This is a genomic window from Cloacibacillus sp. An23 (assembly GCF_002159945.1).
Taxonomy (GTDB): domain Bacteria; phylum Synergistota; class Synergistia; order Synergistales; family Synergistaceae; genus Caccocola.
The window spans coordinates 164,778-182,287 of record NZ_NFJQ01000001.1; the positions used below are offsets into that span (position 1 = coordinate 164,778).

Annotated in this window: 20 protein-coding genes; 15 read left to right on the forward strand and 5 right to left on the reverse strand. The window is 59.6% G+C overall.

Annotated features, from left to right (window positions below):
- Positions 1–42: 42 nt before the first annotated feature.
- Positions 43–312 (forward strand): CPCC family cysteine-rich protein, encoded by a 270-nt coding sequence (locus B5F39_RS00815; protein ID WP_087362938.1) that lies wholly within the window; start codon positions 43–45, stop codon positions 310–312.
- Positions 313–601: 289 nt separating this feature from the next.
- On the opposite strand, the gene B5F39_RS00820 is transcribed toward B5F39_RS00815, so the two are convergent.
- The 5 genes from B5F39_RS00820 to ilvD form a co-directional block, all read right to left on the reverse strand.
- Positions 602–1,270, reverse strand: coding sequence for a hypothetical protein (locus tag B5F39_RS00820; protein WP_087362939.1), 669 nt, complete (start codon positions 1,268–1,270; stop codon positions 602–604).
- A 118-nt stretch (positions 1,271–1,388) separates the two neighbouring features.
- Positions 1,389–2,207, reverse strand: a complete 819-nt coding sequence (locus B5F39_RS00825) for a TIGR02757 family protein (protein ID WP_204245003.1) — start codon at positions 2,205–2,207, stop codon at positions 1,389–1,391.
- Between the two features lies 1 nt (position 2,208).
- On the reverse strand, positions 2,209–2,736 hold the full coding sequence (locus B5F39_RS00830; protein WP_275531979.1) for a flavin reductase family protein: 528 nt from the start codon (positions 2,734–2,736) through the stop codon (positions 2,209–2,211).
- A 58-nt stretch (positions 2,737–2,794) separates the two neighbouring features.
- On the reverse strand, positions 2,795–3,283 hold the full coding sequence (locus tag B5F39_RS00835; RefSeq protein WP_087362940.1) for a ferritin: 489 nt from the start codon (positions 3,281–3,283) through the stop codon (positions 2,795–2,797).
- A 116-nt stretch (positions 3,284–3,399) separates the two neighbouring features.
- Entirely contained in the window at positions 3,400–5,082 is a 1,683-nt protein-coding gene (ilvD, locus tag B5F39_RS00840; protein ID WP_239390997.1) for a dihydroxy-acid dehydratase, read from the reverse strand.
- A gap of 130 nt (positions 5,083–5,212) precedes the next feature.
- Here ilvD and B5F39_RS00845 point away from each other — a divergent pair, with 130 nt between their 5' ends.
- The 14 genes from B5F39_RS00845 (at position 5,213) to B5F39_RS00910 (ending at position 17,507) form a co-directional block, all read left to right on the forward strand.
- A complete protein-coding gene (locus B5F39_RS00845) occupies positions 5,213–5,713 on the forward strand; it encodes a GNAT family N-acetyltransferase (RefSeq protein WP_087362941.1) in 501 nt (166 codons plus the stop codon).
- The gene (locus tag B5F39_RS00850; RefSeq protein WP_087362942.1) at positions 5,710–6,213 is read left to right on the forward strand and encodes a GNAT family protein; all 504 of its coding nucleotides are present in this window, start codon (positions 5,710–5,712) and stop codon (positions 6,211–6,213) included. Before B5F39_RS00845 ends, B5F39_RS00850 begins: the two co-directional genes overlap by 4 nt.
- A gap of 190 nt (positions 6,214–6,403) precedes the next feature.
- Positions 6,404–7,186 (forward strand): TSUP family transporter, encoded by a 783-nt coding sequence (locus B5F39_RS00855; protein ID WP_204245004.1) that lies wholly within the window; start codon positions 6,404–6,406, stop codon positions 7,184–7,186.
- A gap of 148 nt (positions 7,187–7,334) precedes the next feature.
- Positions 7,335–7,526 (forward strand): sulfur carrier protein ThiS, encoded by a 192-nt coding sequence (thiS, locus tag B5F39_RS00860; RefSeq protein WP_239391017.1) that lies wholly within the window; start codon positions 7,335–7,337, stop codon positions 7,524–7,526.
- Positions 7,527–7,528: 2 nt separating this feature from the next.
- Positions 7,529–8,158, forward strand: a complete 630-nt coding sequence (gene thiF, locus B5F39_RS00865; RefSeq protein WP_087362943.1) for a sulfur carrier protein ThiS adenylyltransferase ThiF — start codon at positions 7,529–7,531, stop codon at positions 8,156–8,158.
- A gap of 96 nt (positions 8,159–8,254) precedes the next feature.
- On the forward strand, positions 8,255–9,019 hold the full coding sequence (locus B5F39_RS00870) for a thiazole synthase (protein ID WP_087362944.1): 765 nt from the start codon (positions 8,255–8,257) through the stop codon (positions 9,017–9,019).
- 12 nt (positions 9,020–9,031) lie between these two features.
- Complete coding sequence (gene thiH, locus B5F39_RS00875; RefSeq protein ID WP_087362945.1) at positions 9,032–10,204, forward strand: 2-iminoacetate synthase ThiH; 1,173 nt, start codon at positions 9,032–9,034, stop codon at positions 10,202–10,204.
- A 3-nt stretch (positions 10,205–10,207) separates the two neighbouring features.
- A complete protein-coding gene (locus tag B5F39_RS00880) occupies positions 10,208–10,798 on the forward strand; it encodes a thiamine phosphate synthase (RefSeq protein WP_087362946.1) in 591 nt (196 codons plus the stop codon).
- Between the two features lie 191 nt (positions 10,799–10,989).
- On the forward strand, positions 10,990–12,171 hold the full coding sequence (locus B5F39_RS00885; protein WP_087362947.1) for a coenzyme F420-0:L-glutamate ligase: 1,182 nt from the start codon (positions 10,990–10,992) through the stop codon (positions 12,169–12,171).
- Positions 12,164–12,904 (forward strand): acyl-ACP thioesterase domain-containing protein, encoded by a 741-nt coding sequence (locus tag B5F39_RS00890; protein ID WP_087362948.1) that lies wholly within the window; start codon positions 12,164–12,166, stop codon positions 12,902–12,904. The genes B5F39_RS00885 and B5F39_RS00890 overlap by 8 nt, the downstream gene beginning before the upstream one ends.
- Positions 12,905–13,156: 252 nt before the next feature.
- Positions 13,157–14,248, forward strand: a complete 1,092-nt coding sequence (locus B5F39_RS00895; protein ID WP_158095883.1) for an iron-containing alcohol dehydrogenase — start codon at positions 13,157–13,159, stop codon at positions 14,246–14,248.
- Positions 14,245–15,438, forward strand: coding sequence for a pyridoxal phosphate-dependent aminotransferase (locus B5F39_RS00900; RefSeq protein WP_087362950.1), 1,194 nt, complete (start codon positions 14,245–14,247; stop codon positions 15,436–15,438). Before B5F39_RS00895 ends, B5F39_RS00900 begins: the two co-directional genes overlap by 4 nt.
- A gap of 34 nt (positions 15,439–15,472) precedes the next feature.
- Positions 15,473–16,687 (forward strand): PLP-dependent aspartate aminotransferase family protein, encoded by a 1,215-nt coding sequence (locus B5F39_RS00905; protein ID WP_087362951.1) that lies wholly within the window; start codon positions 15,473–15,475, stop codon positions 16,685–16,687.
- A 1-nt stretch (position 16,688) separates the two neighbouring features.
- Positions 16,689–17,507 (forward strand): ABC transporter ATP-binding protein, encoded by an 819-nt coding sequence (locus tag B5F39_RS00910; RefSeq protein WP_087362952.1) that lies wholly within the window; start codon positions 16,689–16,691, stop codon positions 17,505–17,507.
- Positions 17,508–17,510 lie beyond the last annotated feature (3 nt).

The window sequence follows — 17,510 nt, forward strand, 5'->3', positions numbered from 1 at the left end:
CGACGGAACGCGGCGATGCGCGCAATGTTGAAAAACCGGTAAATGAACTACAAATGCCCGTGCTGCGGCTTTTACACCTTCAAAGAAAAGCCGGATGGAAATTACGACATCTGCCCGGTATGTTTCTGGGAGGACGATCCCGTCCAGTCGAACGACGAAAATTTTGAAGGCGGCGCGAACCGAGCGAGCCTGAAACAGGCTAGAGAAAATTTCATCAATTTCGGAGCCTGTGAGGAAGAATACGTAAAATTCGTCCGCCCGCCGTTTGATGATGAAAAGAGCGGCTCCGGCCATAATCGATCGGCTGAATAGCCCAAACGGCAAAACTCCGTCGCTCCGCGCCCAAGCGCGGCCTCCAAGAGCCATCGCCCAACTGAGACTCAAGCGCTTGATGCCGCGGCATCCCGCGCCCGCATGGGTACGCGCCCGGCAGCAGACGCGCTGCGTGATTTTTTGTGTCCGCCCGCGCGTGCGGCGCGCACCGCCTGACGCCGAATGGCAATATCCTCCGCGTAGTCAAGCCATGCGCTGTAAACCCAGGCGAAAAAAGCGAAGCCCCGGTAAGCACGGGGCCTTTTCACACCTTAGTATCTTTCGCGCGCTACTTCAGCGAGGGCATCGGCGGCACCTTAAGCTCAGGGACGGGGCCTACGACTTCCTTCGTCGCATCGAGCTCAAGGTCGAAGAGCGCCTGCGTTATGCGCATCTGTGTCAGGTCGTCGGTCTCGTAACTTATCGAGAAACGCTTGTAGCCGAACTTCTCCGCGAAGAACGACAGGTTGGAGCTGCTGCGCCCCGCCGCATTCTGGAAGGTCTTGTAAAGCGCCTCGATGAAATCCGTCTCGTTGAAGAATGGGTCCTCGTCCACGAGCATCAGCACCTTGCACTCGTCCACAAGGACGTTCTCGCGCCATATATCGCAAAGGGTCAGCCCAGCCATGAGCCCAGGATACCTGTGCAGCAGGCGCAGCACAGACTGCTCAAGCTGTTCCGAATAGGCGAAGACCATCGTAAAGCCAAGCTCTATCGAACTATTCTTTATCGGGTCTATCATGTTCTGACGCGCCATCGCGCCGATGCTGCCGCTGCGGAAGCTCCTCATATACAGGAATTCACTTTTCATCTCGAGCGCCAGCCCCGCAAGTCCGCATAGGGTCGGATTGCAGAGCGAGTTGACTGTGACGGGAGAGTAATCCTTGCCGTAAGGAACCCACGGCGCGATATCGAGGTCTATATTCTGATCCCAGTATGGGAGAACTGAATTTACCATGCCGCAGCCTCCTCTTTATAAATTTGCATGATTATAGCATCCGCGGCGCGAGCGGTAAATCGCGCGAAACGGCGGCGCTTACGCAAAAGGCGCGCACACATGCGCGCCTCACACAGCTCTATCGCTCCATGTGCCACTTCGCGAAAAGTTCTTCGACCGTCATCTCTTCGCGGATGCCGTAGCGCGTCAGAGAAAAGTCGTATTTCACAGGGTCGTCGGGCGAAACGTCCTTGAAGTTCCGCGTTATCTCCGCCGCGGCCCTGCCGCTCGCGCTCTTCATGGAGCAGAGGCCGAGCGTAGACGATATGTTGAACATGTGTGTGTCGAGCGGTATCAGCAGGTCGGCCGGCGAAACGCTGCGCCAGCCGCCCGGATCCACGCCGTCGCGCCGCACCATCCAGCGCAGGAAGAGCGCCATGCGCTTGCAGGCGCTGCCCTTCGAAGGACGAGGCAGAAGGTAGAGATTGTCCTGCCCCGTGTAGCGGCAGAAGGCGAGAGCCAGATTCTCCATCCCCTCGATCATGTCGCCGCGCCAGCCGGAAAGGAACAGGTTTTCTATCGAACCGTGCTCGCGCAGCGCCGCGCCTATCGCGTCGAGGAACGAGCACATCTCCGCGCAGCCAGTGAAACGGTGGACGAAGCCGCAGAGCGCCGCCTCGTGGTCGCGGTACGACGTCCCTTTCAGGTATTCCGCCGGATGCGGCCCGAGCGTGCCGAGGACGCGGGAGACGCTCTTGAGTATGTGCGCGACGCGCCCGTAGGCGAGGCCGGAGGCTATCAGACCGACGGCCTCGCGGTCGACGGTGTCGTCATAATCGTATAAAAACTGAAGCGGGTCTGGAGAGACGTATTCGCGCCTGTTGTAATCATCGTATATTTTTTCAAATATGCCGCGGCTCGCTATACGCGACTCGCGGGTCTCAAGCGGCTTAGACACGTTACTTCAGCGCGTTGAAGCCGAAGGTCGGCGCCGTCTTGGGCGACTTGCCCTTCTTAACAAGGTGGTAGGCCGCGTAGGTGAGCGGAGAAGCTTCCTTGAAAAATCTCGCGCACTGCACTTCGCCTACGAAGAGCACGTGGCTCGGCATATCCACAGTCCGAACGACCTTGGCGTCGAATGCGGCTATCGCCCAGTCCTTTACGAGAGGCGCGCCAGTCGCCCCGGCCTCGTACCGGACGTCCGCGAACTTGTCTATGTCGCGCCCGGACTTGAAGCCGAACTGTCCGATAAAGGTCATCGGCACGTCCTCCTCAAGCACCGAAACGGAGAAAATCCCGCTCCTGCCGGTAAGCTCCGCGGTGAGGTTGGCTTTGTTAAGGCATGTAGCCACGCAGAGCGGCTCGGACGTTATCTGCATCACTGTGTTCGCTATCTGCCCGTTGAGCCTGCCTTCGCACGCCGTCCCGACTATGTACATACCGTAGGTGAGAGAAAAAAGAGCTTTCATGTCTATAGCCTGTTCCACAGTCCGCACCTCCTCGTAAAATAAGTGCGCGGCGGTCGCCGCGCACTCAGCCGTCAGTTTATCTCGCCGCGAGCTGCTGGTCTATCATCGAGAGGGAGATCGGCGTCTCGCCGAGCTTCCTGAACTTCGTGAGGATCTCGGTCGCAGTCTCTTCCTCCTCAACCTGCTCGTTGACGAACCAGCCGAGCATCTCGCGCGTCGCGTGGTCCTTCATCTCGACTGCCGCGTCTACGAGCGCGTAGATGAGCTGAGTGACCTTCTCCTCATGCCCGAGCGTCTGCTCGAAGACTTCCGTCGCGCTCTTCCAGTCGCAGCGCGGGGCCGCGATCGCGCCGAGCGTCACGCGTCCGCCGCGCGACACGACGTATTTATAGAGCTTCATGGCGTGCTCCTGCTCCTCGCCCGCCTGCTTCCTCATCCAGTGCGCGCAGCCCGGGAGGTCGTTCGCCTCGAACCACGCCGACATCGAAAGATAGAGATACGCGGACTCGAACTCCGCCTGAATCTGTCCGTTGAGCGCCTGTTCCATTTTTGCATCGATTACCATAACAGCATCACCTTTCTGCGATCAGCGCTTTAATTAAAAATCATTATTCTAATCATAGCTTAAATATAGTTAAAGTCAAGTAAAATCCGCTTTTTTGTTCTTCCGCTTAAAGCTTTCTAAATTTTCATCACGGCTCCGTCCGAGGCCGACGAGGCGAGTTTTGCGTATATCCCGAGCCAGCCGTCAGGAATTTCCCTGCGCGGGGGACGCCAGTCTTTCATGCGCGACGCGATTTCTCCGTCGCTCAGCGCGACCGACAGGCTTTTGTTCTCGATGTCGATCGTTATCATATCTCCGTCGCGCAGAGCGGCGAGCGGGCCGCCTGCGGCGGCTTCCGGCGATATGTGCCCGACGTAGCATCCGCTGTTCGTGCCGGAGAAACGCCCGTCGGTTATAAGCGCCGTCTTCCCAGCGAGCCCCATACCGTAGAGAAACTTCATCGCGTGGAACATTTCGCGCATCCCGGGCCCGCCCCTCGGTCCTTCGTAACGTACCACGACCACGTCGCCGGCCTTCACGGCTCCGTTCAGTATAGCTTCGTTCGCTTCTTCTTCCGAATCAAAAACGCGCGCCGGGCCGGTGAATCTGAACATCTCTCGCGCCATCGCCGCGGGCTTCGCGACGGCGCCGTCGGGAGCGAGGTTGCCGCGCAGCAGGCAAAGCCCCTTCCCGCGGCTGAATGGATCTTCCGCCGTTTTTATGACGCGGCGGTCCACGCAGTAAAGATTTTTCGCCGCCTTCAGATTTTCCCCGACCGTGCGCGTTGTCGCCGTCAGGGCATCGGTACGGAGAAACTTCTCAAGCTCGCGCATAACCTGAGGCACTCCGCCCGCCCTGTAGAAATCTTCCATATCGTACTCCGACGCGGGATTCACCTTGGCGACCAGCGGGACGCGCTCGCTGAGCCAGTCTATCCTCGCGAATATTTTTCTGGGGTCCAGCCCGGCCTCCGAGGCGATCGCGCACAGATGCATCACGCAGTTCGTCGAGGCCCCGGTACCCAGCATCACTACTATGGCGTTTTCGAGCGCCTCGTATGTCATTACGCGGCGCGCGGATACGCCGTTCTTCACCAGATCCACTATCGCGAGCCCTGCGGCCTCCGAGCTTCTCATGCGCTCGGCGTATACGGCCGGGATAAGCGCGCCGCCAGGCATGGACATCCCCATCGCTTCAGCCAGCGCCGCCATCGAGTTGGCTGTACCGTAAAAAGAGCACGAGCCGCAGCCTGGGCAGGCCGTATCCTCGAGACGGCGGAAAGCTTCTTCGTCCGTCCTGCCTGTGCGGAGCATCCCTACGGCTTCGGTAACGGAAGTAGAATCGCTTTTGCGCCCGTCGAACTCAGCTCCGCCGATCATCGGTCCTCCTACGGCGAGCACGGCCGGAATGTCGAGCCTCGCCGCGCCCATAAGCATTCCAGGTATTATCTTGTCGCACGAACCCAACAGCACGAGACCGTCTACCAGATGCGCGCGCGCCATCGTCTCGACGCTCGCCGCGATAAGCTCGCGCGACGGAAGGATGTACTTCATGCCGTCGTGGCCGCTGGCGTAGGCGTCGCACGCGCCTATGACGCCGAACTCGACCGCCGTGCCGCCGGCCCTGTATATCCCCTTCTTTACGAATTCCGCGACGCGGCGCAGGGTATAATGCCCCGGCACGACCTCGCTCCATGCGTTCGCGACGCCGATGACCGGCCCGCGCAGCTCATCCTGCGAAAACCCCATAGATTTATAAAGAGCGCGCACCTCGGCGAAATTTATATTGCCGAGAAGCTCCGAACCGACGCGTTTAGTCACGCGACCGCCCCCCTTCCCAATGATGATAGCACCGGAGCGGCAAAAAGAGGCGGCGCGCTTTGCCTGCCGCGTCAATTAGGGTAAAATATCCTCAGCCACTTAATAATCGATATCCGGGAGGTGCCGGCTATTGGAGATAAGACCGGTTTCGATGAGAGACGCTGAAGCTATAGCGGATATAAGGAGAAAGGACGGCGTGCGCGAGGGCGTGATGGCTCTGTCGAGCGACAGGACGGACTTCACCGAGAACTTTCTCCGCTCGCTGACGGAAAGGGACAGGGCGTTCACGGCAGTCGAAAACGGAGAGGTCGTCGGCTTCGCCGTGATGCTCGTCAACAAGGAGGAGTGCCGAGCTCACAGCGCGGCGATAGCCGTCATGGTCGACCGCGACTTCCAGCAGCGCGGCATAGGCGACAGGCTGCTCGGACGCCTCGTCGAGTGCGCTGACGGCGAACTCGGACTCCACCGCCTCGAACTCCTCGTGCTGACCGACAACGAAAAGGCGCTGAAGCTCTACAGGAGACACGGCTTCGAGGTAGAAGCCACTAAAAGGCGCGCAGCGGCGGTAAACGGACGCTTCGCAGACGAATACCTGATGGGACGCCTGCGCGCGGAGGAGGCGGCACAATGAGGATACGTCCCGTAAGGCCCGGAGACGCGCCGGCGATAAACCGCATAAACCAGAACGTCCACACCCCAAACATATTCGTCAACATAGCGAGCCACCAGTTCGACGACGCGGAAAAGCTCATAGCCGGGCTCACGCGCTTCGACCACATGCTGGTGCTGGAAACGGAGACGCCGCCGGCCGAGCTGTGCGGGGCGGTGCTGCTCCGCGTATGCCCGCAGATATTCATGCGCCGCACCGCGACGCTGCGCATAATCGTCGCGAAGGAATGGCAGGGACAGGGGCTCGGCAAAGCTCTCGCAGCCGCGGCTCTCGACCTCGCCGACAACGAGCTGATGCTCGAGCGCGTCGAGGTCGAGATACCGACGGACAACGTAGGCGCGCTGAAGCTCTGCAAGTCGTCCGGCTTCCGCGTCGAGGGCGTCGCGCGCGACTGGCTTCGTACGCTTGACGGGAAATACGTCGACGCCTATCTCATGGCGCACTGCCGCGAAGCCAAGTAAACCAGGAAATCAGGCAGAAGCCGCCAGAAAAGGGAGCCGGACGGCTCCCTTTAGTTTTTTCCGCGCGCATAGGCACGCATCGACGCCGCGCAGACCGCGGCGGGGGCGTTCCGGCTTCCTTCCGTTTCTTGTTTTTCCGCGCCGCGCCGTTATAATATGCGGGAATGTCTCGCGCGGGGAGGATTTTTCTATGGACGGCGGTTTTGTTGTTTCGGCTCCGATGCTCGCTTTCGTCTGTTTTATGGTTTTTCTCGCGGGGTTTGTGGACGCCTCTGCGGGAGGCGGCGGGCTCATCGGCATTCCGGCCTATCTGTTCACGGGGATGCCGGCGCACTGCGCGCTCGGCTGCAACAAACTTTCGAGCGCCTGCGGCACTACCGTCTCGGTCGTTAAGTTCTGGCGCAGCGGCGCGGTAGAGCCGCGTTCCGCGGCCGTAGCCTTCGCCGCTTCGTTAGCGGGCTCGGCGGCCGGCGCGCGCATCGCGCTTATGATGAGCGACGCCGCGATAAAGACAGTGATGCTGGTGGTTTTGCCGTGTGTCGCGGCCGTCGTGCTTTTCCGCGGCAATGTGGCCGACGGCGGGACTGCGCGTCAGGCTTTCGGCAGGCGCGAGGCCGCGCTCTCCGCCGTCATCGGCTTCCTCATCGGAGGCTACGACGGGCTCATCGGCCCTGGGACGGGGACTTTTGCGATAATCGCCTTCTCCGCCCTGCTCGGCCTCGACCTGCGCACATCGTCTGGCAACGCCAAGATTCTGAACGCCGCCTCGAATTACGCGTCTCTCGCGACCTTCATCACGGCGGGAGCCGTAATATACTCGATAGCCGTGCCTGCAGCTCTCTGCAACGTCGCGGGGAATTATCTAGGCTCGCGCTGCGCTCTGACTAAGGGCGCCCGCTTCATACGCCCGATGATGCTCTGCGTGCTCGCCGCGCTGATGCTCAAGCTTCTCTGGGACGTCGCCGCCGGCTGACGCTTCGCGCGCTTGACACGGCGCGCGCTCGGTGATAAGTTATCGCGCAGAGTGATTCCGAAAGGCGTCACGAAGGGGTACACCACCTTGGGTGTAGTTCTTCGTGACGCCTTTTTATTTTTTTACGGAGGTGCGGAATTTGAAGATAGTGCTTAACGGAGAAGCCTTCGACTGCCCCGATGGGACGACTCTGCTCGGCCTGATACGGCTGCGCGGCCTCGCGCCGGAACGCGTCGCGGCTGAGGCGGGCGGCGCGATAGTGCGGCGCTCCGATTTCGGCTCGTTCGTGCTTTCGCCGGGCGAGCGCGTCGAGCTGGTACATTTCGTGGGAGGAGGTTAAGGATGGCAAGCCGTGAGGAAACAGTACGCGCGCTCGAGCTGAGGCACGGCGCGGAAAATCAGAAAATTTTCGCCGCGTCTTCGGTCGGAGTCGCGGGGCTAGGCGGGCTTGGCTCGCACATAGCGGCGTGGCTCGCGCGCCTCGGCGTCGGACGGCTGGTGCTCGCCGACTTCGACAGGGTGGATTTAGCCAACATCCACCGCCAGCAATATTACCTCTCCGACGTGGGGCGTCCGAAGTGCGAGGCGCTGGCGGAGCAGCTGCGCCGGATAAATCCGTATCTTGAGTACGAAGCGCACGATACGCGCGTGACGGCGGACAACGCGCCGCGCATCTTCGCGGGCTGCCGCGTCGTATGCGAGGCTTTCGACAGGCCGGAGGAAAAGGCCATGCTCGCCGAGGCCGTGCTGGGCTCGATGCCTGAGACGTACCTAGTAGCCGCCTCCGGCATGGCGGGCTGCGGCGCGGCGGACGATATACGGACCGAGCGCCGCATGAAACGGCTGCGCGTATGCGGAGACTTCGGCAGCGGCATAGAATGCGGCCTGCCGGTCTTCGCGCCGCGCGTCGCGCTCTGCGCCGCTCATCAGGCGACGGCGGCGATGCGCCTGCTGCTCGGGTTCGACGAATAAAGGTCAGATAAAGGCAATATAAAATACCACCTTTAGATCTCTGCCTATGAGAATTTTTTAGATCGGACGACTATCTATGAAAGGAAGTTTTATAAAATGACGGACAAACTCATCATCGGAGGACACGAATTCACATCGCGTTTCATCCTCGGCTCGGGCAAATATTCGCCGGAGCTGATAAAGGCCGCGGTGAGCGAGGCGGGGGCGCAGATGGTGACGATAGCGCTGCGCCGCGCGAACTCGAATACGGACAGCATACTAGAGCACATCCCGCAGGGCGTGACTCTGCTGCCGAATACCTCCGGCGCGCGCACTGCCGACGAAGCGGTGCGCATAGCGCGGCTAGCGCGCGAGTGCGGCTGCGGCGACTTCGTGAAAATCGAGATAATGCGCGACAGCAAGTATCTCCTGCCCGACAACTGCGAGACGGTGCGCGCGACGGAAATACTCGCGAAGGAGGGCTTCATCGTCATGCCCTACATGTACCCCGACCTCAACACGGCGCGCGACCTCGTGAGCGCGGGAGCCGCGGCGGTCATGCCGCTCGGCGCGCCGATAGGCTCGAACAAGGGGCTCGCGACGCGCGAGTTCATCCAGATACTCATCGACGAGATAGAGCTGCCTGTAATCGTGGACGCAGGCATCGGCAGGCCGTCGCAGGCCTGCGAGGCGATGGAGATGGGGGCCGCCGCTATAATGGCGAACACCGCGATTGCGACCGCGGGCGACGTGGCCGCGATGGCGCGCGCCTTCGGCCTCGCCGTGCGCGCTGGGCGCGAGGCCTGCCTCGCCGGACTCGGGCGCGTCATCGAGAAGGGCGCTTCTGCCTCGTCGCCGCTGACGGGCTTCCTCGCGGACTAGGAGCGAACAGAAATGTCCGTGACAATAGAAAAATCCCGGCGCACCGACCACATGGCCTACATGGAGGGCATGGAGCAGATAGACCCGACTGTCAGAAACGAAGTAGTCGCGGCGCGCGAGAGCTACGACGCGGCCTCGTTCGGCCCCGGCGACGTGCGGCGCGCGCTTTCCGCATCGTCGCGCGGCCCGCGCGAATTCGCGGCGCTGCTCTCCCCCGCCGCGGCCCCGTTCCTCGAAGAGATGGCCCGCCTCGCGCGCGAGGAAAAGCGCCGCTGGTTCGGCGACAACGTCTACCTCTTCACGCCGCTCTACATCTCAAACTACTGCGAAAATTACTGCGTCTACTGCGGATTCAACTGCCGCAACAAAATACGCCGCGCGAAGCTTAATATGGAGGAGATCGAGCGCGAGCTCCAGGCGATAGCCAGAACCGGCCTCGAAGAGATACTCATACTGACGGGCGAAAGCCGCAAAGCGAGCGGCGTCGAATACATAGGCGACGCCTGCGCGCTCGCGAGCAAGTATTTCAAAACGGTCGGCATCGAAGTCTACCCGATGAACTCCGACGAATACGCCTACCTGCATAAACGCGGCGTGGACTACGTGACGGTGTTCCAGGAGACATACGACTCGGACCGTTACGAGAAGCTGCACCTCGCGGGACACAAGCGCGTATTCCCCTACCGCCTCGAGGCGCAGGAGCGCGCTCTGATGGGCGGTATGCGCGGCGTCGCCTTCGCGGCGCTGCTCGGCCTTTCGGACTTCCGCCGCGACGCATACGCCGCCGGCATCCACGCATATCTGCTCCAGCGCAAATACCCGCGCGCGGAGATCTCGTTCTCATGCCCGCGGCTCCGCCCCATCGTCGGCGGCGAAGGCGTACAGCCCGCGGACAATGTCGGCGAACGCGAGCTGCTCCAGATACTCTGCGCCTACCGCCTCTTCATGCCGTTCGCGGGAATCACGGTATCGACGCGCGAGCGCGCGGGCTTCCGCGACAACGTGATGGACATCGTCGCGACGAAAATCTCCGCCGGAGTCTCGACGGGCATCGGAGGACACACAGGCGAGGAGAAGGGAGACGACCAGTTCGAGATAGCCGACAACCGCAGCGTGGACGAAGTTACGGCGGCGGCGCGCGAACGCGGACTCTCCGCCGTGACGAACGACTACATCTATCTATAGGCGATGTTCCGCATAATCTGCGTCACGGACAGAAAACTCTGCTCCGGAGATTTTTTCGCGCGGCTCGCCGAAATATGCGCGGGCGGCGCGGACTTCGTGATACTGCGCGAAAAAGATCTGGCCGCCGCCGAATACGCCGAAGTCGCCGGGCGCGCGCTAGCAATCTGCGGCCCGCGGCTCGTCCTGCACGGCGCGGCGGCGCTTCCGCTTCTGCGCCGCGTCCCGCGCGTCCATCTGCCGCTCGCGGTTCTTGAAAGCAAGCCTGAAATCCGGAAAAACGCGGAACTTCTCGGCGTCTCCGTCCATTCGGCGGAAGAGGCGAAGCGCGCGCAAAAACTCGGCGCGGACTACGTCACGGCGGGACATATATTCGAGACCGCCTGCAAGAGCGGCCTGCCCGGACGCGGCCTGAGCTTCCTGCGCGATACTGCTTCGTCCGTAAACATACCCGTTTACGCGATAGGCGGAGTGTCGGCGCGAAACATCGCCGCCGTCCGCGGCGCTGGGGGCGCGGGCGCATGCGTGATGAGCGGCCTGATGTCATGCGCGTCTCCCAAAGACACGCTCGCGGAGCTGCGCCGCGCAGCCGGCTAAAAAGCGTCGGAACAAAAACAAAACCTGCGCGGCCCCGCGAAAAATTTCGTCGGGGCCGCGTTTTTACTCAACGTCCGCCGCGCGCCGGACGCGCAGCCGTTTTACCTCGTACGCGAGCGAGCAAAATCTCCCGCAAGATGATACAATAGAAAACGTTGCGAAAAAATTCTCTTACAGAAAGGGACGATTCAATGCGTTACGTAGGAACCGTTTCGAGAGGGATACGCCTCCCGGTCGTCACGCAGGGCGACGACATTATAAAGATAATAACCGAAAACGTCATAAAGGCCTCCGAGTCCGAAAGAGACAGATTCGAGATAAGAGACCGCGACGTGATAGGCGTCACGGAATCGCTCGTCGCGCGTTCGCAGGGCAATTACGTCGCTCTGCGCGACATCTCCGCCGACATCGCGGCGAAATTCCCGAAGGGCGACGTCGCGATATTCGGCCCTATACTCTCGCGCAACCGCTTCCACCAGCTCCTGCGCGGAATGGCGGCGGGCATTAAAGGAAAGATACATATAATCCTCACCTACCCGTCGGACGAGGTCGGCAACCAGACGATAGAGCCGATGAACTACTACCTGAACAGCGGCAGACTCTCCGGCGAATGCTTCGGCGAAGACGAATACTACAGGGTCTTCGGAGAGTACAGACACCCGTTCACCGGCGTCGATTACGTGCAGCTCTACAAGAGCATAGCCCCGGAGCGAATCAGCGTACACTTCTCCAACAATCCGCTCTCGGCGCTCAAATTCTCGAAACAGGCCGTCGTCGCGAGCATCCACGCGCGCGCGCTGCACCGCGACATACTCGAAAAAGGCGGCGCTGAAAAGGTCGTCACCCTCGACCAGATATGCGCCGCGCCGGTGCGCGAAGGCGCCGGCTACAATCCCGACTACGGAGTGCTTGGCTCCAACTACACAAACGACGAGTCGGTCAAGCTCTTCCCGCGCGGCTGCGGCGAATTCGTGCGCAAACTCCAGGCCGAAATGAAAAGCCGCACGGGCCGCGACGTCGAAGTGCTCGTCTACGGCGACGGCGCATTCAAAGACCCGGTCTGCGGAATATGGGAGCTCGCCGACCCCGTGGTGTCGCCGGGCTTCACAGACGGACTGGCCGGCCTTCCTAAAGAGATAAAATTCAAGTACGTCGCGGACAACGCGGGAGACAAAGACCCCGCTCAGGCAGTCGAAGAGGCGATACGCGCGAAAGACGAACTCGACCGGTTCGGCCACTCGACGCTCGGCACGACGCCGCGCCGCCTGACAGACCTCATAGGCTCGCTCTGCGACCTCACATCAGGCTCCGGCGACAAGGGCACGCCCGTCGTCTATATCCAGGGATATTTCGACAGCTACCTCGATGACTGAACTTGAAAACCTACTTCCATACAGCGGCATAGACCCGCGCGGGCGCGTCAAATTCTCCGTGCTGCTCGAGATGTTCCAGCGTATGGCGGACGTCGACGCGTCGCAGTACGGCCTATCGGTGCATCAGCTCCTGAAGCACAACATGACGTGGGTGCTGCGCAACTACCGAATAGAGCTTGAGCGGTACCCGACCCAGGAAAGCGGAAACATCCGCATAAAGACATACGCGGAGCCGTACCGCAATCTCTTCTCCCTGCGCTTCTTCAAAATGTGGGACTCGCACGGAGAATTCATCGGTTCCGCCTACACGTGGTGGGTGCTTCTCGACTTCGCGCGCCAGCGCCCGATACGCCTGGACAAATGCGATGTGGTTCGCGCGCTCTGGGACAACGCTACCGGAGTGTTTCCGCCCGAAGTAAAAATCCCCGAGGCGTCGGCTCCGACCCTTGAAGAAACATGGAAAGTCCGCTGGCAGGACCTCGACATGAACGACCACACCAACCACGCCGTCTACTTCAACTGGGCGCTCGACACGGTTCCAGACGAAGTGCCGGAACTCATGGAGCCGGTCCTCACCGAAGCGGAATTCCTCCACCCCGTCCCGAGGACGCGCGTCCGCTGCCTCACGCAGGAAATCCCATCCGAAAAAGGCCGCGCATTCCTCCACTCCATCCGCCATATCGAAGACGACACGGAATACGCGAAGCTGTATTCGCGGTGGGCTGAGAAGTAACTGCCGGACGCAGGCACGTAATCAACGTACCTGCGTCTTTACTTCATCAGAAGCACAATCCACACCCTTTTTCATTTATTATTTTTGTTCTATTGACTACACGTATAATTTTATTCAGCAAAAAATTTTTTGTTAATTTTCATATATATATCTGCATGACGCTTTGCTAGAATTCTTCAGTCGCGGTGCGCTCCGAAAGGCCGCGATCAATCACAGTAATGCGCGGATATTGTCGGCAAGAGGATGACCTGTATGTTTGCGGATTATAAGTTCGGCGCGGGGCGCTATTTCCAAGAAAAAGGCGCTCTTTCCGCAGCCGGAATGGAAGCGGCGAGACACGGCGGACGGGCGTACATAATCGGAGGCCCGCGGGCAATGTCGGCCGTTGGAGAAAAGATTATAAAAAGTTTTCGCGCGTCCGGCGTAGAGCACGAAACAGAAATATATCCAGGATACCCGACGGAGGACAAAATTAAAGAACTCGCCGTGAAGCTGAAGGACAGGCGCGCCGACGTCATAGTAGGCGTGGGCGGAGGGCGAGTCATAGACGCGGCGAAAGCCGCCGCCGGAGAAGCTGGCATAAGCGTAATCACCGTTCCAACAACTGCGGCGACATGCGCGGCGTACACGCCGGTAAGCCCGTGTTACTTTCAAGACGGGAGATTCGACAAAACTCTGTGGCACGAAAACGAAGTGGCGGCAGTCATAGCGGACACCGACGTCATCGCAGCAGCCCCCGAGAGATATATTGTGTCAGGAATGCTTGACGCGATGGCGAAATATGTCGAGATGGCCAACGGCGGAATCCCGGGCTTCGCAGCGACGCCGGCCGACAGGCACGGCGCTTGTCATCTTGCAAAATATATTTTCGATACGCTGGAAGAATGCGCGGAACAGGCCGTGCGAGACGCGCACGCGCGGATTCATACGAAACTTCTCGACGACGTTTGCTTTATCAATATCGCGCTCACAGGCATGGTAAGCGGAATGACCAGAGGAAAGGGACAGACGGCGGCGGCGCACGCGTTCTACAACGGAGTGCGAAGACTGTTCTGCAAAGAGGCGCGCAGTTTCCTTCACGGAGAAATCGTAGCCGTTGGACTGCTGTCGCAGTGCGCATACAATTCGGACATGAAGCTCGCGGCAAAGCTGCGCGGCTTCATGCGCAGGCTGGGCGTTCCGACCTCTCTTGCAGAACTTGGAGTCGCAGAAACAGACGAAAACCTTTCCGCGCTTTTTGACTTCATGAAAACGGCGCGATTCATGCAGGCTCCCGGAGCGGACGAAGAACTGCTGAGGGAGTCTCTGGAACTGACGCGCGGAGAACGGAGCGCGCAGTTATGATTTCGTCAAGAATCGCAAAAAAACTCGGAGCCGGAGCCGCGCCGATTCGAGCGGCCTTCAACGAGGCCGAACGCCAGCGCGCGTTATACGGCTCGGACGCTGTGTACGACCTGAGCATCGGAAACCCTGGCGCGCCTATGGACGCAGCGGTCAGAGACGCAATCCGAGAGACTGCGTTGAGTATGGAAGAACACGGTTACATGTGCGAAGCCGGTTACGAATGGGTGCGCGCCAACATCGCGGCCTCCCTCAGCAAACGTTTCGGAACTCCGTACAGCGCCGGCGAAATAGTAATGACTGCAGGAGCGGCCGGAGCCCTCAACGCAGTTCTGTGCGCTCTGCTGGACGCAGGCGACGAGGTCGTCGTAATACGTCCATATTACCCGCCTTACGTCTCTTTCATAGAAAACTGGGGCGGCGTGCCCATAGCGGCTGATTCGGATCTGTCAGATTTTCAGCCGGATTTCGCCTCTCTGAAAAAAAAGATAACGCGCAGGACGAAGGCCGTAATAGTAAATTCCCCTAATAATCCGAGCGGCGCGGTCTACACGCGCGAGACTGCGGAGCGAATGAGCGAGCTGCTGAAAAATTGCGGCAAACGATATGGAACGGACATATACCTCATATCAGACGAGCCTTACCGCGAACTGGTATATACAGGCGAGGAGCTTCCCGTGTGGGCTGAATATTATGGAGATAGCTTAATGGTCTATTCGTTCAGCAAGTCTTTATCTCTCGCCGGAGAACGCATCGGTTACGCAGCTGTATCGCCGTATTCGCGCCGCGCGGCGGAACTGACCTCAGCCATACGCGCGGCTATTGGCGTGTGCGGATATGTCAACGCGCCCGCTTTTTTCCAAGGCGTAGTGGGCAAATGCGCCGATATCGCGCCAAATCTTAATTTTTACACCGAAAACCGCCGTCTCTTATATTCCAAACTGCTGGAGACTGGCTTCGATGCGCAGGAGCCGCAAGGCGCGTTTTATATCTTCGTAAAATCGCCTCTTCCCAGCGAGCGCGATTTCATCGAAGCGGCGGCGAGGCGACACCTCATATTCGTAGGGGGAAGCGCTTTCGGCTGCCCGGGATATGCGAGGCTTTCATTCTGCGGGAAGCGTTCCGTAATATCCGGGGCGATGAAGGCGCTTGAACTGCTCGCGGGCGACTGCGGCCTGCGCGGCGGTTTATAGACATAAGAAAACGTTTATTTAAGGAGGAATATCTTTGAGCAAATTCGACTTAAGCAAAGCTGGATTCGGCACGGCGGCAATACACGCGGGACAAAACCCCGACCCCGTATACGGCGCGCTGGCGACGCCGATATTCCAGACATCGACCTATTGTTTCGAAACTGTCGAGGAAGGCTGCGGGAAGTTCAGCAAACAGATCCCCGGCTTCGTCTATTCAAGAAGCGGAAACCCCACAACCGCAGCGCTTGAACAGAAAATAGCCTTTCTCGAAGGCGGAGAGGCTTGCGTCGCCACCGCGTCAGGAATGGGGGCAATCGGCTCCGTACTCGTAGCGTTATTAAAGGCCGGCGATCATGTAATAGCGGGCAACTGCGTTTATGGCTGCACGTCTTTCGTCATGCACGACACTTTGGCCAAGTTCGGCGTCTCCGTCTCTTTCGTGGACACGAGCGATCTCAAAGCCGTGGAAGCGGCGATACGCCCGGAGACAAAAATCATCTATTTTGAAACACCGACCAACCCCACAATGGTCATAACCGACATCGGAGCCATCTCGGAACTGGCGCATAAGCACGCGATCCGCGTAGTGGTAGACAACACCTTCGCGCCGCCGCCCATCCAGTACCCGATAAAGTGCGGCGCGGACATCTCGCTCCACAGCGTGACGAAATACCTCAACGGACACGGCGACGTAATCGGCGGCGCTGTAGTGGGAAGGGCCGACGACATCGCGCTGATACGCGGCTCCGCGATGACGAAGCTCTGCGGCTCTTCGCCCAGCCCGTTCAATTCCTACCTTGTGCTGCGCGGTATGCAGACTCTCGAACTGCGTATGGCGCGCCATTGCGCCAACGGCGCGGCGCTGGCTAAATGGCTCGCCGCGAATCCTTACGTCGATCGCGTATACTATCCCGGACTGGACGGCGCGCAGAGCGAACTCATCAAAAAACAGATGAACGGATTCACAGGCGCTATGATCTCGTTCGAGCTTAAAGACGGCGTCAACGGCATGGACAGCTTCACCGCCTGCAAAAAGATGATAAACGCGCTCAAGCTGGTCTCCATAGCCGTCAGCCTCGGCGACCCTGAGACTCTGATACAGCACCCGGCGAGCATGACGCACGGCAATATGTCCAAAGAGGACAGACTCGCCGCAGGAATCAGCGACGGCCTGATCCGCCTTTCCGCCGGCCTTGAGAATACCGAAGACCTGATAAGCGACTTCGAACAGGCCTTCGCGGCGATATAGGATGGAGAAAGGAAAAACGGACGGTCGGGGCGAAAACGCCGTAGCCGTACACGACCTCTCCTTTGCCTACGAGGACGAGAAGGACAGGCTCATACTGAAAGACATAAACATCGACGTCGCTCCGGGAGAGTTCGTCTGTCTGCTCGGTCAGTCAGGCTGCGGCAAAAGCACTTTTCTGCGTCTGATCGCCGGTCTGGAAAAGCCGACGACGGGCGAGATACTGGCAGGCGGCGTCAAGGTAGACGGCGCGAGCCTCAGACGCGGCGTCGTCTTTCAGGACTACGGCCTGTTCCCGTGGATGACGGCGGGGGAAAACATCATGCTCGCCCTGACGCAGCGCTACCCGGACAGGGACAGGAGCGAACTGAAGAAAATCGCCGTGGATATGCTTCAGAGCGTTGGCCTCGATCCTGACGTCTACAAAAAACTGCCGAAAGAGCTTTCCGGCGGAATGAAACAGCGCTGCGCGATAGCGCAGTCCTTCAGCATAAATCCGCCTATACTGCTGATGGACGAGCCGTTCGGCGCGCTGGACGCCGTAACGCGCGCCAGGCTCCAGGATCTGATAATAGACCTGTGGTCGAAAGACGAAACGAAAAAAACGGTGTTTTTCGTCACGCACGACGTAGACGAAGCGATGCTTCTCGCAACAAGGATACTGGTATTCGGGCAGTCGCCGAGCAGCGTCATCTACGATTGCCAGCGTCCTCACGACAAACGCATAACAAGAGAAACGCAGTTCGACAACCCGGAGGCCGTCAAGCTGCGCAACACGCTGATAAAAATAATCAATACTGATGTCGAAAGACGCATGTCGTAAACC